Genomic DNA, 21,435 nt, shown 5'->3' with positions numbered 1-21,435 from the left:
TCTTCCGGCGTACCCACCCGACGGCGGTCGCCGCGGGGACGTCACCCTCGTCCTGCCCTGGGCGGGGCCGGCTCGTGGTGCGTGGTGGGTCAGGGCTGGGTGGCCGGCTGCCCGCCGGTGTCACCGCCGCCGCCGGTGCCGGGGTCGGCGGTGGTGGGGTCGGGTGCCGGCGGAGTGGTGGGTGCCGTCGTCGCCGGCGCGCTGGGCGGCGTGGTGGTCGGCGCGCCGGTGGGCGCCGGCTCCTCGCTGACGCTCGGCTGCGCCGACGGGACCGCCGAGGCGCTCGGCGTCACCGAGGGCGTGGCCGACGGCCGGTCGCCCGGACCCACCGGACGGAAGGTGTACTCGTCGCCCGGCGAGGGCTCGTCGACGACCGGGTCCGCGACCGGGTCGCTCGGCGCCACCGCGGGGGGTGTCGAGTCGATCTTCGTGGCCGGCTCGGCGGTGTCGTTCGCGGCGGCCACGAGCGCGCCCAGCGCGCCCATCGCCACCAGCACCGCGCCCAGCGCCCCGACGAGCGTGCCGCGCCGGCTCCGCCGCCGCGACGTCGCCACCGCGGCACCCGGGCGGACCGCCGGCTGGTCGTCGCGGGACCGCGCCGGGCTCGCCGCGCCGCGCAGCGCGACAGTCGCGGTCGGCGAGTCGGTACGCGCGGCCCGGGCCGCGTCGGCCATCGCCGCGGCGGTCGGGTAGCGGTCGGCCGGGTCCTTGGCCAGCGCCCGGGAGACCAGCTCCCGCACCGACGCCGGGATCTCCGCCGGCAGCTCCGGCGGTTCGTCGTCGAGATGGCGTACGGCCACCTGGAGCGGGTTGTCACCGGTGAACGGCGGGCTGCCGGTGAGGCAGCAGTAGGCGACCGCGCCGAGCGCGTACACGTCGGTGGCGCCCGAGACGGGCCGGCCGGCGGCCTGCTCCGGCGCCATGTAGAGGGCGGTGCCGGGCACCGCGTTGGTGCTGGTGATGCTCGTGACGTTGGTCGAGCGGGCCACCCCGAAGTCGACGAGCACCACGGTGCCGTCGTCCTGCACCAGCAGATTGCTCGGCTTCACGTCGCGGTGCACGATGCCGCGCCCGTGCGCCGCGTGCAGCGCCTGCGCCACCTGGGCCACGATCGACATGGTCTCGGCGACCTCGAGGCACCCGGCGTCCTCGATCCGCCGCGACAGCGGCTCACCGGCGACGAACTCCATCACCAGGTAGTCGGCCCGGCCGCCGCTGGGCAGCTCGTCCTCGCCGCAGTCGAAGACCTGGACCACGCCGGGGTGGCGCAGCGAGGCCATGATCCGCGCCTCGGAACGGAAACGGGCGATGAAGTCGGGGTCGGACACCAGGGCGGGAAGAAGCACCTTCACCGCGACCGGGCGACCGAGGACCAGGTCGGTGGCACGCCAGACGTCGCCCATGCCGCCGGTGGCGACACGGTCTTCCAGGCGGTACCGACCGCTGAGTACGACGTCGGAGGACAGCACCCCCATACCGTACCCACAGCAGGCCCGAAGTATTTCCCGCGATCTCGGCGACCTATCGAAAGCGTTCAGCGGGGCCGTCCACCAGCCGGGACGCCGATCGGCGCACCGTGACCGGATCGGCACGATCGGCCAGAATGGGAACACCAGGGCGCTGCCCGCCCGGCGCGACCGGGCGCGCTCGCGCGCCGGACAGCGTCGATCCCGTGTGTCGCGTTACCCCGACACGCCGCCGGCGGGCGTAGACATTTCTCTCTGTTTCTCCGGCCCCCCACGTCTTGCCGGAGCGCCCGAGGTTTCCTAGCCGTCGGCCCGGCTCCCGGCCGCCCCGGGCCGTCGGTACGGTATGTCCGCCGACGCCCGTGACGCGCGGCAGTGTCCATGGCGCAACGCGTCGTTGTGCGCATGCGAGATCAACTCACCGGGGGGGCGAGTGCGGATGGCGGTGTGGCCACTGGCTCCCCGGCGCGCCCGGCACCCGGACGCGACCCGGGCCGGACGGCGACCGTGACGGCCGAGCTGAACGAGGCCGTCACCGCGGCGCAGGCCGGCGACGAGGAGGCGTTCCGGTTCCTCTACCGCAGCCTGCAGCCCGCTCTGCTGCGCTACCTGACCGCTCTCGTCGGCGCCGACGCCGAGGACGTGGCCTCCGAGGCGTGGCTCCAGATCTCCCGCGACCTGCCCTCCTTCACCGGTGGCGAGTTCCGCGCCTGGGCGGTCACGATCGCCCGCAACCGGGCCATGGACCATCTGCGCCGCCAGCGGCGGCGTCCGTCGGTCCCGGTGCCGGTGCAGGCGCTCAACGACCTGGCCGCCGACGCGGACACCGCCGACCGGGCCGGTGAGGCCATCGCCACCGAGAGCGCGCTGGCCCTGATCCGTACGCTGCCCGCGGCCGAGGCGGAGGCGGTGATGCTGCGGGCCGTCATCGGCCTCGACGCGGAGACCGCCGGGCGGGTGCTGGGCCGGCGGGCCGGTGCGGTGCGCACCGCCGCGCACCGGGGCCTGCGCCGGCTGGCCGCCATGCTGGAGCGCTCCGCGGCGGACGGCGTCCCGGAGGACACCCGGTACGCCGTCGCGCCGCGTCCCCGTACCGACCGCCAGGTGCCGCACGCGCCCGAGGCCGAGCCGGCGGAGGGCTGACGTGAGGGGAGACGGCATGCACGCTCGCCGGTCCGGCGGGCCCGGCGACCGGGCGGAATCCGATCGCCTGCTCGACGCCGCGCGCGCCGGGACGCCACCGGGGGCGGAGGCCGACCCGCTGACCCGGCTGCTGTCGGCCGCGGCCGGTCCGGCCACCGCCGGCGAGGTCGCCGGCGAGGACCAGGCGGTCGCCGCCTTCCGGGCCGCCCGCGCGACGCCCGCGCCGGTGTCCGCGCCCGCGACCCGGCCGCGCCGGCGCCTGCGGATCGCCGCCGCGCTGTCCGGGCTGGCCGCCACAGCGGTCGCCGGGGTGGCCTTCGCCGCCGTCCAACTGGACCGCCACCCCGACCCGGTGATCCCGCCGGCGCCGGCGACGAGCGGCCCGGGCACCACCGGCCCCACCGCCACCGGGCCGTCGCGGCCGGCGCCGAGCACGCCGGCCGGCGAGGCGTCGGGCGCGGCGTCCCCGCCGACCCGCGACGTGACGCCGACGCCGGCGCGCAGCGCCCCGGTCGCGCCGCCCGCGCCCTCGGCGCCGGGCAACAGTCTCGCCGCCCACTGCCGCGCATACCTGGTCAAGTCGGAGCGGCAGCGGGAGAAGGCGCTGACCAGGCCCGGCTTCGCCGACCTGGTGACCGCCGCCGGCGGACCCGAGCACGTGGAGAGCTACTGCCGGGATCTGGTGGGCGAGCCCGAGGAGACCCCGGCAGCCGAGGACGGCGACCGGGACGAGGACGACTGAGCGCCGGGGCCGCAATCAGATTCCGGACAAAAATTCATCTCTCCGGGCAAGCGGATCACGTCTGTTAGACAGAGGATGGTGGGACGGCGTCCCGCGCCGGCTGGGCCGGGCGCGTCGCCACACCGTGGTCGCCCGTCGCCGAGGAGGAGCCACCCCATGGTGATGTCGCCGGACCTGGACCGCGCCGTCGTCCTGGGCGACGAGCAGGCGGCCCGGGGCCACCTCGCCCGGATCTGCTTCAAGACCGGACCACCCACGCTCGTCGGCGTCGAACTGGAATGGACCGTGCACGACGCCGCGGACCCGGCCCGGCCGGTCGACCGCGAGCGACTACGCAAGGCACTGGGGCGGCACAGCCCCGTGACGCTCGACCCCACCAGCCCGGCCGACGAGCTCCGGCGCGCGAGCGCCGTGACCGTGGAGCCCGGCGGGCAGGTGGAGATCTCCGCAGCGCCGCGACCGACTGTCGGCGCGCTCGTCCTGGCCACCGAGGCCGACGTCGCCGAGCTGCGGGCCCGGCTGGACGCCGCCGGACTGGTGCTCGGCCGCAGCGGGATCGACCCCTGGCGCCTGCCGCGACCTGTCGTGGAAACCCCCCGCTACCGGGCCATGCGGTGCGCCTTCGACCGGCGCGGCCCGGCGGGGCGGGCGATGATGTACAGCACGGCCGGGCTCCAGGTCTGCCTCGACGCGGGCGAGCCGGAGCACCTCGCGCTGCGGTGGGCCGCCGCGCACGCCGTCGCCCCGCCGCTGCTGGCCGCCTTCGCCACCGCCGGCCGGCACGCGGGCCGGGCCACCGGCTGGGCCTCCGCCCGGATGGCCACCTGGCTCGCCATCGACCCGGCCCGGACCCGCCCGGTGTGGTCGGCGGCCCGCGCCGACGAGGATCCGGTGGCCGCCTGGACCGGGTACGCGCTCGATGCGCCGCTGCTCTGCGTACGCGGCGACGGCCCCGACTGGACCGCGCCGCCGGACGTCACGTTCGCCGACTGGCTGGCCGGCGCGCTGCCCCGCCCGCCCACCACCGACGACCTGGAATACCACGTCAGCACGCTGTTCCCGCCGGTACGCCCGCGCGGCTACCTGGAGCTGCGCTACCTGGACGCCCAGCCCGGCGCGGAGTGGACAGTGCCGCTGGTGGTCCTGGCCGCGCTCTTCGCCGACCCGGCGACCACCCGCGACGCGCTGGCGGCGGCCGCGCCGGTGGCCGACCGGTGGCGCGCGGCGGCCCGGTGCGGACTGGCCGAACGCCCGCTGGCGACCGCCGCGGCGGCGCTGTTCGACCTGGCCCTGACGGCTCTGCCCCGGCTCGACCTGCCGCCCGCCATCCACGAGGAGACCCACCGAGCGATCCGGCGGCGCCGCGCCGCCACGGAGAGGGGACACCGGTGACCACCACCGACCGACCGGGCACTGACGCCGAACGACTGCGCGACCGGATCGCCGCGGAGCTGGAGCGGACCCGCGCCCGCACCGCGTCGCTCACCGACGCGGTGGACGACGACGATCTGGTCCGGCAGCACTCCACACTGATGTCGCCGCTGGTCTGGGACCTGGCGCACGTCGGCAACCAGGAGGAGCTGTGGCTGGTCCGCGACGTCGGCGGACGCGAACCGGTGCGCCACGACATCGACGACCTCTACGACGCGTTCAAGCAGCCCCGCAAGGACCGCCCGGCGCTGCCGCTGCTGCCGCCGGGCGAGGCGCGCGCCTACGTGCGTACGGTGCGGGACAAGGTGTTCGACCTGCTCGACGGCATCCGCTTCACCGAGCGTCCCCTCGTCGCCGACGGGTTCGCGTTCGGCATGATCGTGCAGCACGAGCAGCAGCACGACGAGACCATGCTCGCCACCCACCAGCTGCGGGCCGGCCCGCCGGTGCTGCACGCGCCGCCCCCGCCGGAGCCCCGGGCCCGGGTCGGCGGTGAGGTACGGGTGCCGGCCGGGCCGTTCACCATGGGCACCTCCACCGACCCGTGGGCGCTGGACAACGAGCGCCCGGCGCACACAGTCGACCTGCCCGCGTACCTCATCGACGCCGCCCCGGTGACCAACGGGCAGTACCGGGCGTTCATCGCCGACGGCGGGTACGACGAGCCGCGCTGGTGGAGCGAGGCCGGCTGGCGGCACCGGACCGAGGCCGACCTGAGCGCGCCGATGCACTGGCGGCGCGACGGCGACGGCTGGGCGTACCGCCGGTTCGGCCGCTGGTCGGCGGTCCGCGACGACGAGCCGGTGGTGCACGTCTGCTGGTACGAGGCGCAGGCGTACGCGGCGTGGGCCGGCAAGCGGCTGCCCACCGAGGCGGAGTGGGAGAAGGCGGCCCGCTGGGACCCGGCGACCGGCCGGTCCCGCCGCTACCCGTGGGGCGACGAGGACCCGGGCGCCGAGCACGCCAACCTGGGCCAGCGGCATCTGTGGCCGGCGCCGGTGGGCGCGTACCCGGCGGGCGCGTCGCCGCTGGGCGTGCACCAGCTCGTCGGCGACGTGTGGGAGTGGACCTCGTCGCCGTTCCGGGGCCACCCGGGCTTCACCGCGTTCCCGTACCGGGAGTACTCGGAGGTCTTCTTCGGTGACGACCACCGGGTGCTGCGGGGCGGCTCGTTCGGCACCGACCGGTCCGCCTGCCGGGGCACGTTCCGCAACTGGGACTACCCGATCCGGCGGCAGATCTTCAGCGGTTTCCGCTGCGCCCGTGACGCCGGCGAAGAGGAGTGAGCCGGCCTGATGTGCCGTCACCTCGCGTACCTCGGTCCACCCGTGCTGCTGCGCAGCCTGCTGTCCGACCCGCCGTACGGCCTGCTGCGCCAGTCGTGGGCGCCGCGTGACATGCGTGGCGGCGGCACCATCAACGCCGACGGCTTCGGCGTCGCCTGGTACCCGGACGACGGCGACCCGGTCCGGTACCGGCGGGCCCAGCCGATGTGGAGCGACACCACGTTGCCGGAGCTGGCCGCCGTGACGCGGGCGGGGGCGGTGCTGGCGGCGGTCCGGTCCGCCACCGTCGGCATGCCGCTGCACGAGACGGCGGCGGCGCCGTTCGCCGAGGGGCGGTGGCTGTTCAGCCACAACGGCGTGGTGCGGGGCTGGCCGGACAGCCTGGTCCCGCTCGCCGCCGGCCTGCCCGTGCGCGACCTGATCACGCTCGACGTGCCGACCGACTCGGCGCTGCTGTGGGCGCTGGTCCGGCACCGGCTGCGCGCCGGGGCGCCGCCGGGCGAGGCGGTCGCGGACACCGTGGCGGCGGTCGCCGCAGCCGCTCCCGGATCGCGGCTGAATCTGCTGCTCACCGACGGTACGACAGTCGTGGCGAGCACGGCCGGCCACGCGCTGTCGGCGCGTCGCGGCCCGGACTCGGTGCTGCTGGCGTCCGAGCCGTTCGACGACGACCCGGCCTGGCAGGCGGTGCCGGACGGCCGGCTCGTGGTGGCCTCCCCGGGCGGGTTCGACGTCCGGGAGCTGACCGCGGCCTGACCATCTTCCCCATCCACCGGCAGGACAGAGAGGACACCTGATGAGCGCGGAGCCGCTGGAGATCCACCTGGAGGAGCGGGACCTCGACCGGGGCCTGCGCGAGGACGTACGGGTGGGGCTGACCGCGACGCCGAAGTGGCTGCCGCCGAAGTGGTTCTACGACGCCCGGGGCAGCGAGCTGTTCGAGGAGATCACCCGCCTGCCGGAGTACTACCCGACCCGGGCCGAGCGGGCCGTGCTCGCCGCGCACGCCGACGACGTCGTCGCCATGACCGGCGCGAAGACGCTCATCGAACTGGGGTCGGGCTCGTCGGAGAAGACCCGGCTGCTGCTGGACGCCTTCACCCGGCACGGCGACCTGGGCACGTTCGTGCCGCTGGACGTGTCGGTGAGCGCGCTGCGGTCGTCCACCGAGCAGATCGCCGCCGCGTACCCGGGGCTGCGGGTGCGGGGGATCGTCGGCGACTTCACCCGCCACCTGGACCGGCTGCCCACCGGCGGCCGGCGCCTGGTGGCGTTCCTCGGCGGCACCATCGGCAACCTGCTGCCGGTGGAGCGGGCCGGATTCCTCACCGCCATGCGCGCGGCGCTGGAGACCGGCGACTGGCTGCTGATCGGCACCGACCTGGTCAAGGATCCGGCCGTGATCGTGCCCGCGTACGACGACGCGGCCGGCGTGACCGCCGAGTTCAACCGCAACGTGCTCCGGGTGATCAACCGGGAGCTGGGTGCGGACTTCGACCTCGGCGCGTTCCGGCACGTGGCGGTCTGGGACCCGGCGCGGGAGTGGATCGAGATGCGGCTGCGCGCGGAGCGCCCGACCCGGGTGCGGGTGCTGGACATCGACGTCGTGTTCGCCGCCGGCGAGGAGCTGCGCACCGAGGTGTCCGCCAAGTTCCGGCCGGAGGGGATCGCTGCCGCGCTGGCCGCCGCCGGGTTCGACAGGCAGGCGTTCTGGACCGACCCGGACGGGCTGTTCGGGGTGAGCCTGGCCCGGGCCGACTGAGGTCCGGGTGGTCCGGGCCACACCCGCTGACGGGCGCTGCGGGTGATCGGTTAGGCTGGCGGCGCGAAGGGGAGTAGCCCCCAATGTCGTGGTCGACACACTGGTGCGTTCCGCATCCGGCCACGCGGCCCCGGTTCCCGGGGCGGGCGAGACCTTCGACTCAGGCTGTCGCAGCCGGGTCGAGGGCGCCCCCGTTCCTCCTCCCGGCTTGATCGGGAAGGTTCACATGGAGGGTTTCCTCGTCGCGCTGGTGGTCAGCTTCGGCGTGATCTTCGTTGCGGAGCTGGGCGACAAGTCGCAGCTCATGGCACTCACGTTCGCCACCCGGTTCAAGACGGTACCGGTGCTCATCGGCATCACGATCGCCACCGCGATCGTGCACCTGGCCTCGGTGGCCATCGGGTACGGCCTGAACGCCGCGCTGCCCACCGGATGGATCTCGCTCATCGCCGGCCTGGCGTTCCTCGGCTTCGGCGCGTGGACGCTGCGCGGCGACAAGCTCACCGAGGCGGAGAAGCGCAAGGCCGAGCGCAGCAACCGGTCGGCGATCCTCGCGGTCGGTGTGGCGTTCTTCCTGGCCGAGCTGGGTGACAAGACCATGCTCGCCACCATCACGCTCGCCACCAAGTACGGCTGGTTCGGCACCTGGCTCGGGTCGACCCTCGGCATGGTCGCCGCGGACGCGCTGGCGATCCTGGTGGGCCGGATGCTCGGCCGGCACCTGCCGGAACGGGCGATCCGCTACGGCGCCGCAGTGCTGTTCGCCATCTGCGGCCTGTGGCTGATCTTCGAGGCGGTGACGGAGCTGAACTGAGCCGCCCGCGTCGCGCCGGCCGTCCTCCCCGCGGGGACGGCCGGCGCGACGCAGGTCAGGCGGTGCCGCCCTGGTAGACGTCCGGGACGCCGTCACCGTCGGCGTCCCGGTTCTCCCGTTCGCTGATCCGGCGGTAGACCCGGTTGCGGCGGACCAGCACCACCGAGGCGAGCAGGGCGGAGGTCAGCGAGCCGAGCAGCACCGCCACCTTGACGCCGTCCTCCTCCGGGCTGCCCGCGCCGAACGCGAGCTCGCCGATGAGCAGCGACACGGTGAAGCCGATACCGGCCAGCAGCGCCAGCCCGAGCAGGTCGGCCCAGGTGATCTCCTCGTCCAGTTCGGCCCGGGTGAACCGGGCGAGCAGGTAGGTCGAGCCGAACACGCCGACGACCTTGCCCAGCACGAGGCCGGCGACCACCGCGAGCACCACCGGGTTGCTCAGCACGCCACCCACGTCCACGCCGACCAGGGTCACCCCGGCGGCGAAGAAGGCGAAGACCGGTACGGCCAGGCCGGCGGAGACCGGCCGCCACCGGTGCTCCAGCCGCTCGGCCAGGCCGGGTGAGCCGTCGCGCCCGCGCAGCACGGGCACCGTGAAGCCGAGCAGCACGCCCGCCACCGTGGCGTGCACGCCGGAGGCGTGCACGAGCGCCCAGGCGGTCACTGCGAGCGGGATCAGCGCCCACCACCAGGTGCGGCGCCGTTGCACGAGCAACCCGAACGCGGCGATCGGCAGCAGCGCGCCGAGCAGCGGCAGCGGGTGGAAGTCGGCGGTGTAGAACACCGCGATGATGGTGATCGCGAAGAGGTCGTCCACCACGGCAAGCGTGAGCAGGAACGCGCGCAGCCCCTGCGGCAGGTGGGAGCTGACCACGGCGAGCACGGCGAGGGCGAACGCGATGTCGGTGGCGGTGGGGATCGCCCAGCCGCGCAGTCCGGCGCCGCCGGCGCTGAGCGTCACCGCCAGGTAGATCAGCGCGGGCGCGACCATGCCGCCGAGGGCCGCGATCACCGGCAGCGCGGCCCGGCGGGGGTCACGCAGGTCACCGGCGACGAACTCGCGCTTGAGCTCGAGGCCCACCACGAAGAAGAAGATCGCCAGCAACCCGTCGGCGGCCCAGGTGCGCAGGCTGAGGTCGAGGTGCAGTCCGGCGCCGCCGGGCCAGGGCACCCAGTGGCTCAGTTCCGCGTACCCCGCGCGCCACGGCGAGTTGGCCCAGACCAGGGCGACCACGGCGCCGAGCAGCAGCAGGGCGCCGCCGACCGTCTCGGTGCGCAGCACGTCGGCCAGGAACCGGGCCTCCGGCCAGGAGCGGCGGGAGAGCAGGCGCGACGGTGGCGGGGTGTGGGTCATGCGGCGTCCGTTCGGGAGCTGGGGTCGGCAAATCCATCGCCGACCAGGCTTCCCGGCACACCGGGATCAACCCTAACGGCCGCCGGGACCGGCGGCGAGCCGGGCCGGTGGGACGCTCGTCCCATCTCGTGGGCGGGCGCCCCACCGGCCCGGGTCAGCGCTGGCCGGGCAGCGCCGGCAGGGCGGCGCCGGCCGGTTCGCAGAGCGTCGCCAGCCGCTTGATCAGCTCGTCCGGGTCGGCGTACGGGTCCAGCGTCCGCACCTCGTCCGGATCCAGTTCCGGCACCGGGACGTGGGAGATCAGCGGATGCAGCGGGCGGGTGTCCACCTCGTCCGCGCCGAACAGGTGCTCGTGCAGCTTCTCGCCGGGTCGCAGCCCGGTGAAGACGATCTCCACGGGCCGGTCCGCCTCGGCGGCGAGCCGGCGCGCCACGTCCGCGATCCGGACCGGTTCGCCCATGTCGAGCACCAGCGCCTCGCCGCCCCGGCCGAGGGTCGCGGCCTGGAGCACCAGGTGCACCGCCTCCTGGACGGTCATGAAGTAACGGGTGACTTCGGGGTGGGTGACGGTGACCGGCACGCCGGCGCGGATCTGCGCCTGGAACGCGGTGAGCACCGACCCGCGGCTGCTGAGGACGTTGCCGAACCGGACGCTGAGGTAGGTGCCGTTGAGCCGCTGCGCGTGGTACGCGGTGAGCCGCTCGGTGATCCGCTTGGAGTAGCCGAGGACGCTCGCCGGGTTGGCCGCCTTGTCGGTGGAGATGTTGACGAACTCGGCGACGTCCCGGCACGCCTCCAGCACGTTGATCGTACCCAGGATGTTGGTCTTGATGGCCTCGCCGGGATGGCGCTGGAGCAGCGTCAGGTGCTTCAGCGCGGCGGCGTGGAACACCACGTCGGGCTGCCGGTCGGCGATCACCCGGGCGATGCCCTCGGCGTCGCGGATGTCGGCCAGGATCAGCTCCGGCCCGTCCAGCAGCGCCCGCCCGTGCAGCGACATCTGCAGCGCGTGCAGCGCCGACTCGTCCCGGTCGAGCATCATCAGCTCGTCCGGCTCGCAGCGGGCGATCTGCCGGCACAGCTCCGAGCCGATCGAGCCGCCCGCGCCGGTCACCAGCACCCGCCGGCCGGCCAGCCCGCCCCGCTCCACGCTCAGCTCCGCCACCCGGTGCGCCCGGCCCAGCAGATCGGTGAGCTGGACGTCGCGTACGTCGGTGGCGGCGACCGGCCGGTCGAGCAGTTCGCGCACCGGCGGCAGCACCTTGAACGCCGCGCCGGCCTCCAGGGTGCGGGTGCGCACGTCGCGCAGCAGCTGCCGGTCCGAGCCGCTCATCGAGAAGATGACCATGTTCGCCCCGGTGGCCCGGACGGCGTCGCCGACCTGCTCGCGGCCGCCCAGCACGCGCAGTCCCTCCAGCCGCAGGCCGCGGCTGTCGGGCGCGTCGTCGAGCAGGCCGACCGGCCGGTAGCTGCTGTCGGGATCCTGCAGCAGCACCCGGACGAGCCGCTCGCTGGCGGCGTCCACTCCGTAGACCAGGCAGCGCTCGGCGTGCCGTGCGGCCGGTGGCCGGCGGTCGGCGCGCGCCCGCCAGAGCCCGCGGGCGGCCGCCATCACCACCAGCGCCACCGCGCCGCCGACGAGCGGCGTGCTGGCCGGGACCGGATGCCGCGTCCACGGCATCACGGCGAGGGCGCCGACCGCCGCGACGATCGCGACGGTGACGGCCAGCCCTTGCGCGTCACCGGAGCTGCCGATCGGGTACCGGCCGTAGATCCGGGAGCGGAGCAGCGTGAGCGCGGCGTACAGCGCGGCGCAGGCCAGCGCCAGGCCGAGCGTGCGGGCGGTGGCGGCGGCGGTCAGGTCGAACTCGTACCGGGTCCAGGCGGCGCCGAGAAAACCTCCGCACCACGCGGCCGTGTCCAGCGTTAACAGGGAAAGGGTGGCGGCGCGGTGGGTGATCCGGCGGTGCGGTCGCACTGCTGTGCTGGCTTCACGATCCATGGGCTGCCCTCTGTGTCCTATCCGGATTGAAAGGATTAGACCTTCTATGCCTGTTCGGTCGTTTACATTCGTCCAGTCACGTAACGTCGTGAATAGGCGATTCGATCCTGGCACGGGTACTGGGGTTTTTAGGGGGCTTTCGTGCAGTTTCATCGGCAGACCGGCGTGTCGCGAGGGAGGGCGTGATGGACGTTCTCGGCTACCTGCGCCTGGTCCGACGCCACTGGTGGATCGTGTTGGTGACGGTGATGCTCGCCCTGGGCACCGCCGCGCTGGTGACGGTCCGGACAGCGCCTCGGTACGAGGCCTCGGTGACGTTCTTCGTCACCACGCCCAGCCAGGGGGTCACCGACGCCTACCAGGGCAGCCTCTTCCTCCAGCAGCGGGTGAAGTCCTACGGTGACCTGCTCACCAGCGACCGGCTGGCGCAGAGCGTGGTGGCCGACGCGCCGCTCGGCCTCACCGCTGACCAGGTGCGCAACCGGATCCGTACCGCCAGCACCACCGGCACGGTCCTGCTCAAGGCGACGATCACCGACACCGACCAGACCCGGGCGCTGAAGACCACCGAGACGCTCGCGACGAAGTTCACCGAGCTGGTGCGCAAGGTGGAGACGCCGCCGGACGGCAAGGCCCCGCCGATCAAGATCGAGGTCGTCAGCGGTCCCCGGGTGACGTCCAACCCGGTCTCCCCGCAGCCCACGCGCAACCTCGTCATGGGCGGTCTGCTGGGCCTGCTGCTCGGCGCCGCGCTGGCCGTGCTGCGCGGGCTGGCCGACGTCCGGATGCGCGACGGCGCCGCGCTGCAACGGGTGACCGGCAGCCCGCTGCTCGGCGAGATCCCGTACGAGACCGGCGCGAAGGCGGCGCCGCTGATCGTCGGCGCGGCGGCCACCTCCGCCCGGGCCGAGGCGGTCCGCAAACTGCGCACCAACCTGCGCTTCGTGGACGTGCACGAACCGGCCCGGGTCATCGCGGTGACGAGCGCGCTGCAGGGCGAGGGGAAGACCACGATGGCCTGCAACACCGCTATCGCGCTGGCCGAGGCGGGCTGGCGGGTCCTGCTCATCGACGCCGACCTGCGCCGCCCGAAGGTGGCCGACTACCTCGGCCTCGACGGCGGCGTCGGCCTCACCGACGTGCTGGTCGGCGACGTCCAGGTCGGTGACGTGGTGCAGCGCTGGGGTGAGAAGTCCCTGCTGGTGCTGCCCAGCGGCGCCACCCCGCCCAACCCGAGCGAGCTGCTCGGCTCGAAGTCCATGGCGGACCTGCTGGTGGCGCTGCGGGACTCGGCGGACATCGTGGTGATCGACACCGCTCCGCTGCTGGCGGTCACCGACGGCGTGGTGGTGGCCGTGCAGGCCGACGGCGCGCTCCTGGTCACCCAGCAGGGCCGGACCTCGCGCAGCCAGGTGGCGGCGGCGGCGAACGCGCTCAGCTCGGTCTCGGTGCGCCTGCTCGGCTGCGTGCTCAACATGGCCAAGGTGGCCAAGTCGGACGCCTATCAGTACGAGGCGTACAAGGTGGTCCTGCCGCCGGCCGCGCCCTCGGTGCCGGCCGACCGGGCCGGCTCCCGCCGGGGCGCCAAGGCCGTCAAGGGCGACCGGACGCAGGAACTCACCCGGCTGTCGCGATGAGCGCGAGCACGGGGCGGATCGACCGCTCGATCTCCTCCGCGCACCGCCGGAAGTCGGCCGGCGAGCCGCCGATCGGGTCGCGCAGGTCGTCCACGTCGGGGGCGGCGGGTTGCAGCCGCCCCCGGGCGCGGACGGCGGCCGACACCGCCGCCCGCAACGGCGTGCCCGCCTCCGCCTCGCCCGCCCGGGCCTCGGTGGCCAGCCGGGCGAACTGCCGGAGCGTGAACGTCCGGGCCAGCGTGGCCGGGGCCATCGCGGTGCAGGCCGAGCGCTGGCGGCGGGTCGCGGTCAGCACCAGCGCCGCGCCGGTCAGGTGCTCGGGGCGCAGCCGCCGGGTGCGGAAGGCCGCCGGGTCCGCGCCGGTCCGGGCGGCCACCTCGACCGCGTACGGGTGCATGGCCGCCCCGTCGATCGCGTCGGTGCCCGCGCTGGCCACCGCCAGCGGCAGGCCGGCCAGCATCCGGCGGGCGATGAACTCCGCCATCGGTGACCGGCACATGTTCGCGTGGCAGACGAAGAGGACCTCGTCGACCATCTGCACCCCTCTCGTCGGCACGGTCGCGGCGCAGAGTGCCGCGACGGCGTTCTTCCGGCGGTCGCGGCCGGACGCAGAGGGGTTGCCGGAATCGTACGCGTCGCGCCGCGCGCCCGTGCGGCAAGCCGCGCCGGGAGCGTGGACATGAGGATCGGCATCCTGTCCTACCACTTCCCGCCGGAGCCGGCGTTCGTCCCGGGCAGCCTGGCCGAGGAGCTGGTCGCCCGGGGCCACGACGTGCGGGTGCTCACCGGGTTCCCGGACTACCCGGGTGGCCACGTCTATCCCGGCTGGCGGCAGCGCTGGCGGCACCAGACGCACAGCGAGCGGCTGACCGTACGCCGGGTGCCCCGGTACGCCGGGGGCGACGGCTCTCCCCGGGGTCGTACCGCGAGCTGGCTCTCCTTCGCCGGCAGCGCCGCGCTCGCCGGGCCGGGCCTGCTGCGCGGCGTCGACGCGCTCTACGTCTTCGGTCACCCGGCGGTCACGTTCGCGGCGTCCGGGCTGCTGCGGCTGCTCGGCCGTACGCCCACCGTCCTGCACGTGCAGGACGTCTGGACCGAGTACGAGCCGGACCCGGAGCGGAGCCGTCGGGAACCGGCCCGGCTGGAGGCCGCCACGCGCCGGCTCTACCGGGAGGCGGCCCTGGTGGCGGTCAGCTCGCCGTCCATGGGAGATCTGGTTCGCGCCCGCGGGGTCGAACCGGCGCGGGTGCGCACGGTGCTCAACTGGACCGACGAGCGCATCTTCCGCCCGACGCAGGCGGGTCCGGCCGTCCGTCGGATGGTCCGCCGGGACGACCGCTGCGTGGTGATGCACGCCGGGACGATCGGCGCGCGCCAGGGCCTGGAGACGGCGGTCCGCGCGGCGGCGGCGCTCGGTGACCGGATGGACCTGGTGCTGGTCGGCTCCGGCCCGCAGGAGCGGCGGGTGCGGGGGCTCGCCGCCGACCTCGGCGCGGACAACGTCCGGTTCGTGGAGCGGCGGTCCGCCGTGGACATGCCGCAGCTCTACGCGGCCGCGGACTATCAGCTCGTCGCGCAGCGCGACCGGCCCGAGCTGCGGGGGACCGTGCCCGCCAAGCTCCAGGCCGCGCTCTCCTGTGCCGCGCCGGTGGTCGCCTCCGCCGGTGGGGAGACGGCGGAGCTGGTCGAGCGGGCCCGTGCCGGGCTGTCCTGCCCGCCGGAGGACTGGGCCGCGCTCGCCGACCGCTTCTGGCTGGCCGCCGCCATCCCGGTGGCCGCCCGGATCGACATGGGCAGGCGGGGCCGGGGCGTGTACCTGCGGGAGATGTCGATGCGGGCCGGCGTGGACCGGATCGAGGCCCTGCTGCACGAGGCGGCGGGCATGGCGCCAAGCCGAGGAAAACTCGCAGAAGCGATGTAAAGGCACCAGAGTGGCTGAATAACCCACTTAGACGCGCTTTTCCATGTTAGAAAGCAACTCGATTGCGAAAAGTGTCTTATTCGTCCCGTAGGAGGATTCTGTGTCCGGACCCGGTCCTTCGCCCGGCCGGCGGCGGCGCTCGCGGCGGCGCCGGCGCGCCCGGGTCCGCCGGATCCTGCTGACCGGGCTGGTCGTCGTCTCGGTCCTGCTCAGCGCCGGCGGCTGGGTCGCGTTCCGGGGTTGGCAGGCCCGCGCCCACCTGGTCAACGCCGCCGGGCTGGCCAAGGAGCTCAGCGCCCAGGTGCTCGACGGCGACGTGGCCCGGGCGCAGCGCACGCTCGCCGCGTTGCAGGAGCAGGCGGCCGCCGCGCGCGGCGCGACCGGGGACCCGGTCTGGTGGGCCGGCCAGCAGACCCCGTACGCGGGGGGCAACCTGGCGGCGGTGCGGCAGATCTCGGTGGCGGTGGACGACCTGGGCCGGCTCGCGTTCCCCACACTGCTGCGGGTCGACCTCGCCTCGCTGGTGCCCAAGCAGGGCCGGCTGGACCTGGCCCGCCTGCGCGCGGTCTCGGCCGAGGTCGCGGCGGCCGACCAGGCGGTCCGGACCACCGCCGAGCGGTTGCGGCGGGTGCCGGTGGACGGCCTCGTGGCGCAGGTGCGCGACGCGGTCACCGCGCTGCGCGCGGAGCTGGACAAACTAGGCGAGCTGACCTCGGCGGCGGATCGGGGCGCGCGGCTGCTGCCGCCGCTGCTCGGCGCGGACGGGCCACGCAGTTACCTGCTCGTCTCGCAGAATCCGGCCGAGCTGCGCGCCACCGGCGGCATGTTCGGCGCGTACGCGGTGCTGCGGGCCGAGGGCGGCCGGGTTCGCCTGGTAAAGCAGGGCAGCTCGTCGGACCTGCGTTTCTTCGACCCACCACTCAAGATCGGCGCGGAGGCGAAGCGGCTCTGGGGCGACCTGCCGGGCATCTTTCCGGCGGACGTGAACCTCAACCCGGACTTCCCGGCCGCCGCCGCGCTCTACCGGGACATGGTGCGCCGCCGTACCGACATCACTGTGGACGGCGTGCTGGCGGTGGACCCCGTGGTCCTGTCGTACCTGCTCGGCGTGGTCGGCCCGGTGAAGGTGCCGGACGGGCCGTCGCTGGCCGCCGCCACGGCCGTACGGACGCTGCTGAGTGACTCGTACCGGGACCTGGACACGAAGGACCAGGACGTGTTCTTCGCCCGTGCCGCGTCGGGCGTGTTCGACACGTTGTTCACCAAGACGGTCGACCCTCGGTCTCTTTTGACCGTTTTTAGCCGTTCCATCAATGAACGTCGGATATTGTTCTGGAGTGTCCGATCCGATGAGCAGCGCGCGCTGGCCGACACCCGGTTGGCGGGTCAGCTCCCGGAGAAGGACACCGTGCCGACTGTCGGCGTGTTCCTCAACGACGGCAGCGGCGCGAAGCTCGGTTACTACCTCAGGTTCTCGGCCACCGTGACGGTCGGCGAATGCCACCCGGACGGGCGCCGCGAGCTGCGGCTGAAGGTGACGGTGCACTCCACCGCCCCGAAGTCGGGCCTGACCAAGTCGGTGACCGGGCTGGCCCTGTCCGGCGACAAGTACACCGCACGCACCTTCGTCTCCGTGCACACGCCCACCGGGGGCGCCGTCCTCACCGGGCGGCTCGACGGCCGGGACACCGCGATGGGCAGCGGCACCGACGGCCGCCGCCAGGTGGCGGTGGCGAAGGTCGAGACCGGCCCCGGGCAGACCCGGACGCTCGACGTCACGGTGCTCACCGGCCAGACCGGCGCCGGGACGGCCGAGCTGGTGCACACGCCAACCGTCACCCCATGGACCACCCAAGTAGTCAACGCACCAAGCTGTGAACAGTAGGAGGGAAACCATCATGCGGCTATCCCGCATCATCATGGCGCTCACGGTGGGCCTGGCCGTAGCGGCCGTGCCGACCGCGGCCGGGGCGGCGCAGCCGCAGCCCCCGGTCTACCCGCCAAACGGCGCATCGCTGACCGTCTCACCGACCACCATCCGGCTCGGCGAGACGTTCACCCTGCGGGGTTCGGGCTTCGCGCCGAACGAGACGGTCCGCATCGACGTGGCGATCACGGGCCTGCCCGTGGCCGCCCCGGCCGAGGGGTCCGCGCGGCGCAGCGACGGCAGCACGGTGGCGATGGCGCCTGTCGCCTACACGCCCAACCGGGCCCAGCCGCAGCCCGCGCCGACCACGTTCACCGTGACGGCCGACGCCAGCGGCAACTTCACCGTCCCCTACCGCCCGACCCGGCCGGGCCGCTACACGTTCACCGCCACCGGTCTGACGTCGGGTCTGATCGCCAGCGCCACCGGCACCGTCCTGCCGCCGAGGCCGACCAAGTCCCCGCACCACGGCGGCCTGCCGGTAACCGGTGACAGCATCGGCACGCCGCTGAAGCTCGGTGGGGGCCTCGCCGCCGCCGGTGCGGTGCTGCTGCTGGCCTCCATGGCCTGGCGTCGCCGTCGCCTCGGCTGATCCGAGGTGCGCCGGGGACGACCCGGCTCGATCGTGAGTGCCCGCCGGACGCGTCCGGCGGGCACTCACGATCGAGCCGGCGCCGGGACAGAATGAGCCATGGACGCGACACCGTGGACCGACCGGACCGGCCTGCTCACGCTGCCCGGGGGCGCCACCGTCCGCGGGCGCCGGGTCGCCGAGCCCGCTTCGCCCGCCGACTTCGCCCTGCTGCTGGCGCCCGGCCCCGAGCCGAAGTGGCCGGTCCGGCGCGTCCGCTGGCCCGACTTCTGGATCCCGGCCGACCGCGCCGACGCGCTCGACGCGCTGCGGGAGGCGTGGCGGCGCGCGTACGCCGGACAACGCGTCGAGGTGGCCTGCCACGGCGGCGTGGGGCGCACCGGCACCGCGCTCGCCGCGCTCGCCGTACTGGACGGGCTGCCGCCCGCGCGGGCGGTCGCCTGGGTCCGGTCCCGCTACCACCGGCGGGCGGTGGAGACGCCGTGGCAACGATGGTGGTTGCGCGGCGTCCGCTGACCCCCGGCCGATCACCGAGCGGGGCCGGGCTATCGGCGCCGCGTCACCGACCCGGTGAGCCATCCGAACCTGATCAACAAGCTCGGTATGGTGCCTTCTCATGAGAGCCCGGGTCCTGGCCGCCGTCACCGCCGTCACCCTGCTCGCCGCCGGGACACCCGTACCGGCGTCGGCCGCCCCCGGGCCGGCCCCCGTGCCCGGCGCCACCGTGCCCTGCCCCCGGCTGCCCGCGCCGAAGGTGAGCCGGCCGCCCCGCCCGACGCCGCCGGCCACGACGCCCGACCAGGCGGCCGTGGGCGGGGCGGCGCTGGCCGCCCCCGGGCTGGTCACGCCGCCGGGCAGTCCCGCGCCACCGGCCGTCACCGCCACCACCTGGCTGGTGGCGGACCTGGACACCGGCGCCGTCCTGGGCGCGTGCGGGCCGCACGTCCCCGGCACCCCGGCCAGCACCCAGAAGCTGCTGCTGGCCGCCACCATGCTGAGCCGGCTGGACCCCAAGCAGGTCGCCGTCGCCACCCGCGACGACCTGGACATCGAGCCGGGCAGCTCGGCCGTCGGGCTGCTCGTCGGCGGCCGCTACAGCGTGGAGACGCTCTGGCTGGGCCTGATCCTGCAGTCCGGCAACGACGCGGCGAACATGCTGGCCCGCCTCGGCGCCGGCAGCACGCAGGCCGGCGTCGCCGAGATGAACACCGAGGCCCGGCGGCTCGGCGCCGGCCAGACCCACGCCGTCACGCCGTCCGGGCTGGACGGTCCCGGGCAGTTCACCAGCGCGTACGACCTGGCGCTGATCGCGCGGGCGTGCTTCGCCGACGACGCGTTCCGCCGGTACGCGCTCACCGAACGCACGCAGATCCCGGCCCAGCCGGCCCTGAAGAAGGGCGGGTTCCAGATCCAGAACGAGAACCAGCTGATCTACCGCTATCCCGGCGCGCTCGGCGGCAAGACCGGCTTCACCGAGCTGGCCCGGCACAGCTACGTGGGCGCCGCGCAACGCGACGGACGCCGTCTCGTGGTGACGCTGCTCGGCGCCGAGGCCCGGCCGGTGCGCGGCTGGCAGCAGGGCGCCCAGCTGCTCGATTGGGGCTTCGGGCTGCCCCGGGACGCCTCGGTCGGCCGGCTGGTGGAGCCGGGCGAGCGGGACGCCGAGGCGGCGCAACCCCGGCAGGCGGCGGCCGCCGAGCCGGGACGTACCGCCGCCCCGCCGTGGCGGGGACCGGCCGGGACGGCGCTGCAACGCATCGGCGACGGGGACTGGCGGATGATCGTGCCGGTCGCCGGCCTGCTGGCCCTCACCGTCGGCGGGGTGGTGGCGGTGCTCGCCGCCCGCCGGGGCCGCCGGGTGGGTGTGCTCGCCGCCCGCCGGAGCCGCACTCGCCGCCGCGGACGCCGTCGCGCCTGACGCCTTGTCGGTACGGACGCTGCGGCGCCGGCCGGTCGCGGCGCGCGGACGCCGCCCGGCGGACCGTCGAGCCTACCGCGGTACCCGGGAGCCGGGGCACGAATCCCGGAGCCGGTGACCCGTTCGGGTCGGCGTGGCTAGCGTCCGGGTCATGAGGACCTGGGGACCCTTCGTGGCGCTGGCCGCTGCCCTGCTGGTGCCGGTGTCGGCGACACCCGCCGTGACGGGCGCCCGCACGCCCGCACGCCGGCTGCCGTCCGCGCCGCCCTGCCCGAACGTGCCGCCCCCGGCGACCCGGCCGCCGCAGCCGCCACCCGCGCCCGACCCGGCCGCGCGGGCGATCGGTGGCGCGGCGCTGGACACCGCCGGGCTGGTCGTCCCGCCCGCGTCGTCCGCGCCGCCGGCGGTGACCGCCACCTCCTGGGTGGTCGCCGACCTGGACAGCGGTGCGGTGCTCGGCGGCTGCGGCCCGCACGAGTACGGCGTGCCCGCGAGCGTCCAGAAGCTGCTGCTGGCGGCCACGATGCTGCCCCGGCTGGACCCGAACCGGGAGGTCACGGTGACCGCCGGGGACCTCGCGGTGGAACCGGGCAGCTCGGCGGTCGGGCTGGTCGAGGGCGGGCGGTACCGGATCGAGACGATCTGGCTGGGACTGCTGCTGCGCTCCGGCAACGAGGCGGCGAACGCGCTGGCCCGCCTCGGCGGCGGACCGGACGGGCTGACCGGCGGGGTACGGGCGATGAACGAGGAGGCGCACCGGCTCGGCGCCCGGCAGACCCACGCGGTCACCCCGTCCGGGCTGGACGGTCCCGGCCAGTTCACCAGCGCGTACGACCTGGCGCTGATCGCGCGGGCGTGCTTCGCGAACCCGGCCTTCCGCCGGTACGCCGCCACCCGCACGGCCCAGATTCCGGCCCAGCCGACGCTGCGGAAGAAGGCGTTCGCGATCTCCAACGACAACATGCTGCTGGACCAGTACCCGGGCGCGATCGGCGGCAAGACCGGCTTCACCGACCTGGCCCGGCACACGTACGTCGGCGCCGCCGAACGCGGCGGGCGGCGGCTCGTGGTCACGCTGCTCGGCGCCGAGGTGACCACCCAGCGGGGCTGGCAGCAGGGCGCCGCGTTGCTGGACTGGGGCTTCGCGCAGCCCCGGGACGCCTCGGTCGGGCGGCTGGTCGAGCCGGGTGAGCTGGACCGTGCCGCGCCACCGGTGGGCGGCGGGGCGTCGGCCCTGGCCGGGCACGCCGACCTGCGCGGCGGCGCGGCGGGTCCGGGCACGGCGCCCGGCGCCGGTGTCACGGTGGCGGTGGGCGCGGTGCTGACTGCCGGGGGAGCGGTGCTGCTGGCCCGGCGTCGCCGGCACGCCGCGGCGGCGGCCGCCGCCATGTCGACCGGACCGGTTCTGCGCGAGCCGGAAATTCCGGAACAGGACTGAAA

18 protein-coding genes are annotated in these 21,435 nt (G+C 75.0%); 14 read left to right on the top strand and 4 right to left on the bottom strand.

Annotated features, from left to right (window positions below; translation table 11 throughout):
- Nucleotides 1-89 precede the first annotated feature (89 nt).
- Entirely contained in the window at nt 90-1,475 is a 1,386-nt protein-coding gene (locus MicB006_RS12325; RefSeq protein WP_116506114.1) for a serine/threonine-protein kinase, read from the bottom strand.
- Nucleotides 1,476-1,973: 498 nt separating this feature from the next.
- Here MicB006_RS12325 and MicB006_RS12320 point away from each other — a divergent pair, with 498 nt between their 5' ends.
- The 7 genes from MicB006_RS12320 (at nt 1,974) to MicB006_RS12290 (ending at nt 8,644) form a co-directional block, all read left to right on the top strand.
- Complete coding sequence (locus tag MicB006_RS12320; protein ID WP_116506112.1) at nt 1,974-2,609, top strand: RNA polymerase sigma factor; 636 nt, start codon at nt 1,974-1,976, stop codon at nt 2,607-2,609.
- Between the two features lie 16 nt (nt 2,610-2,625).
- A complete protein-coding gene (locus MicB006_RS12315) occupies nt 2,626-3,351 on the top strand; it encodes a hypothetical protein (RefSeq protein ID WP_225980713.1) in 726 nt (241 codons plus the stop codon).
- A gap of 156 nt (nt 3,352-3,507) precedes the next feature.
- Nucleotides 3,508-4,743, top strand: a complete 1,236-nt coding sequence (gene egtA, locus MicB006_RS12310) for an ergothioneine biosynthesis glutamate--cysteine ligase EgtA (protein ID WP_116506108.1) — start codon at nt 3,508-3,510, stop codon at nt 4,741-4,743.
- A complete protein-coding gene (egtB, locus tag MicB006_RS12305) occupies nt 4,740-6,068 on the top strand; it encodes an ergothioneine biosynthesis protein EgtB (RefSeq protein WP_116506106.1) in 1,329 nt (442 codons plus the stop codon). Before egtA ends, egtB begins: the two co-directional genes overlap by 4 nt.
- Nucleotides 6,069-6,077: 9 nt before the next feature.
- Nucleotides 6,078-6,824, top strand: a complete 747-nt coding sequence (gene egtC, locus MicB006_RS12300) for an ergothioneine biosynthesis protein EgtC (protein WP_116506104.1) — start codon at nt 6,078-6,080, stop codon at nt 6,822-6,824.
- Between the two features lie 40 nt (nt 6,825-6,864).
- Complete coding sequence (gene egtD, locus MicB006_RS12295; protein ID WP_116506102.1) at nt 6,865-7,830, top strand: L-histidine N(alpha)-methyltransferase; 966 nt, start codon at nt 6,865-6,867, stop codon at nt 7,828-7,830.
- Between the two features lie 226 nt (nt 7,831-8,056).
- The gene (locus tag MicB006_RS12290; protein WP_116506100.1) at nt 8,057-8,644 is read left to right on the top strand and encodes a TMEM165/GDT1 family protein; all 588 of its coding nucleotides are present in this window, start codon (nt 8,057-8,059) and stop codon (nt 8,642-8,644) included.
- Nucleotides 8,645-8,699: 55 nt separating this feature from the next.
- Here MicB006_RS12290 and nhaA read toward each other — a convergent pair whose 3' ends face one another.
- Both nhaA and MicB006_RS12280 read right to left on the bottom strand, forming a co-directional pair.
- A complete protein-coding gene (nhaA, locus tag MicB006_RS12285) occupies nt 8,700-9,998 on the bottom strand; it encodes a Na+/H+ antiporter NhaA (protein WP_116506098.1) in 1,299 nt (432 codons plus the stop codon).
- A 154-nt stretch (nt 9,999-10,152) separates the two neighbouring features.
- Nucleotides 10,153-12,000 carry a polysaccharide biosynthesis protein gene (locus MicB006_RS12280; protein ID WP_116506096.1) on the bottom strand — a complete coding sequence of 616 codons (1,848 nt, stop codon included), beginning with the start codon at nt 11,998-12,000 and terminating at the stop codon, nt 10,153-10,155.
- A gap of 185 nt (nt 12,001-12,185) precedes the next feature.
- Here MicB006_RS12280 and MicB006_RS12275 point away from each other — a divergent pair, with 185 nt between their 5' ends.
- A complete protein-coding gene (locus MicB006_RS12275) occupies nt 12,186-13,637 on the top strand; it encodes a polysaccharide biosynthesis tyrosine autokinase (RefSeq protein WP_116506094.1) in 1,452 nt (483 codons plus the stop codon).
- On the opposite strand, the gene MicB006_RS12270 is transcribed toward MicB006_RS12275, so the two are convergent.
- The gene (locus MicB006_RS12270; protein WP_073828649.1) at nt 13,618-14,172 is read right to left on the bottom strand and encodes a low molecular weight phosphatase family protein; all 555 of its coding nucleotides are present in this window, start codon (nt 14,170-14,172) and stop codon (nt 13,618-13,620) included. The genes MicB006_RS12275 and MicB006_RS12270 overlap by 20 nt on opposite strands.
- A gap of 144 nt (nt 14,173-14,316) precedes the next feature.
- On the opposite strand from MicB006_RS12270, the gene MicB006_RS12265 reads away from it, so the two are divergent.
- The 6 genes from MicB006_RS12265 (at nt 14,317) to MicB006_RS12240 (ending at nt 21,433) form a co-directional block, all read left to right on the top strand.
- Nucleotides 14,317-15,558 (top strand): glycosyltransferase family 4 protein, encoded by a 1,242-nt coding sequence (locus MicB006_RS12265; protein WP_116506092.1) that lies wholly within the window; start codon nt 14,317-14,319, stop codon nt 15,556-15,558.
- A 100-nt stretch (nt 15,559-15,658) separates the two neighbouring features.
- Nucleotides 15,659-17,443 carry a DUF4012 domain-containing protein gene (locus MicB006_RS12260; RefSeq protein WP_116506090.1) on the top strand — a complete coding sequence of 595 codons (1,785 nt, stop codon included), beginning with the start codon at nt 15,659-15,661 and terminating at the stop codon, nt 17,441-17,443.
- A gap of 13 nt (nt 17,444-17,456) precedes the next feature.
- Nucleotides 17,457-18,077 carry a hypothetical protein gene (locus tag MicB006_RS12255; protein ID WP_116506088.1) on the top strand — a complete coding sequence of 207 codons (621 nt, stop codon included), beginning with the start codon at nt 17,457-17,459 and terminating at the stop codon, nt 18,075-18,077.
- A gap of 99 nt (nt 18,078-18,176) precedes the next feature.
- Nucleotides 18,177-18,593 (top strand): protein-tyrosine phosphatase family protein, encoded by a 417-nt coding sequence (locus tag MicB006_RS12250; protein ID WP_116506086.1) that lies wholly within the window; start codon nt 18,177-18,179, stop codon nt 18,591-18,593.
- Between the two features lie 100 nt (nt 18,594-18,693).
- Complete coding sequence (locus MicB006_RS12245) at nt 18,694-19,995, top strand: D-alanyl-D-alanine carboxypeptidase family protein (RefSeq protein ID WP_225980712.1); 1,302 nt, start codon at nt 18,694-18,696, stop codon at nt 19,993-19,995.
- Nucleotides 19,996-20,146: 151 nt separating this feature from the next.
- Nucleotides 20,147-21,433 carry a D-alanyl-D-alanine carboxypeptidase family protein gene (locus MicB006_RS12240; RefSeq protein WP_116506084.1) on the top strand — a complete coding sequence of 429 codons (1,287 nt, stop codon included), beginning with the start codon at nt 20,147-20,149 and terminating at the stop codon, nt 21,431-21,433.
- The last annotated feature ends 2 nt before the right edge of the window (nt 21,434-21,435 follow it).

The organism is Micromonospora sp. B006, from assembly GCF_003408515.1.
Lineage (GTDB): Bacteria > Actinomycetota > Actinomycetes > Mycobacteriales > Micromonosporaceae > Micromonospora > Micromonospora echinospora_A.
Note: the sequence above shows the minus strand (reverse complement) of the source record. Positions and strands in the feature narration are given on the sequence as shown.

Coding starts and splice junctions, on each gene's coding strand:
- MicB006_RS12255 (WP_116506088.1), top strand. CDS start 17,457: ATGCGGCTATCCCGCATCATCATGGCGCTCACGGTGGGCCTGGCCGTA.
- egtD (WP_116506102.1), top strand. CDS start 6,865: ATGAGCGCGGAGCCGCTGGAGATCCACCTGGAGGAGCGGGACCTCGAC.
- MicB006_RS12250 (WP_116506086.1), top strand. CDS start 18,177: ATGGACGCGACACCGTGGACCGACCGGACCGGCCTGCTCACGCTGCCC.
- nhaA (WP_116506098.1), bottom strand. CDS start 9,998: ATGACCCACACCCCGCCACCGTCGCGCCTGCTCTCCCGCCGCTCCTGG.
- MicB006_RS12240 (WP_116506084.1), top strand. CDS start 20,147: ATGAGGACCTGGGGACCCTTCGTGGCGCTGGCCGCTGCCCTGCTGGTG.
- egtC (WP_116506104.1), top strand. CDS start 6,078: ATGTGCCGTCACCTCGCGTACCTCGGTCCACCCGTGCTGCTGCGCAGC.
- MicB006_RS12325 (WP_116506114.1), bottom strand. CDS start 1,475: ATGGGGGTGCTGTCCTCCGACGTCGTACTCAGCGGTCGGTACCGCCTG.
- MicB006_RS12275 (WP_116506094.1), top strand. CDS start 12,186: ATGGACGTTCTCGGCTACCTGCGCCTGGTCCGACGCCACTGGTGGATC.
- MicB006_RS12280 (WP_116506096.1), bottom strand. CDS start 12,000: ATGGATCGTGAAGCCAGCACAGCAGTGCGACCGCACCGCCGGATCACC.
- MicB006_RS12245 (WP_225980712.1), top strand. CDS start 18,694: ATGAGAGCCCGGGTCCTGGCCGCCGTCACCGCCGTCACCCTGCTCGCC.
- egtA (WP_116506108.1), top strand. CDS start 3,508: ATGGTGATGTCGCCGGACCTGGACCGCGCCGTCGTCCTGGGCGACGAG.
- MicB006_RS12290 (WP_116506100.1), top strand. CDS start 8,057: ATGGAGGGTTTCCTCGTCGCGCTGGTGGTCAGCTTCGGCGTGATCTTC.
- MicB006_RS12270 (WP_073828649.1), bottom strand. CDS start 14,172: ATGGTCGACGAGGTCCTCTTCGTCTGCCACGCGAACATGTGCCGGTCA.
- MicB006_RS12265 (WP_116506092.1), top strand. CDS start 14,317: ATGAGGATCGGCATCCTGTCCTACCACTTCCCGCCGGAGCCGGCGTTC.
- MicB006_RS12315 (WP_225980713.1), top strand. CDS start 2,626: ATGCACGCTCGCCGGTCCGGCGGGCCCGGCGACCGGGCGGAATCCGAT.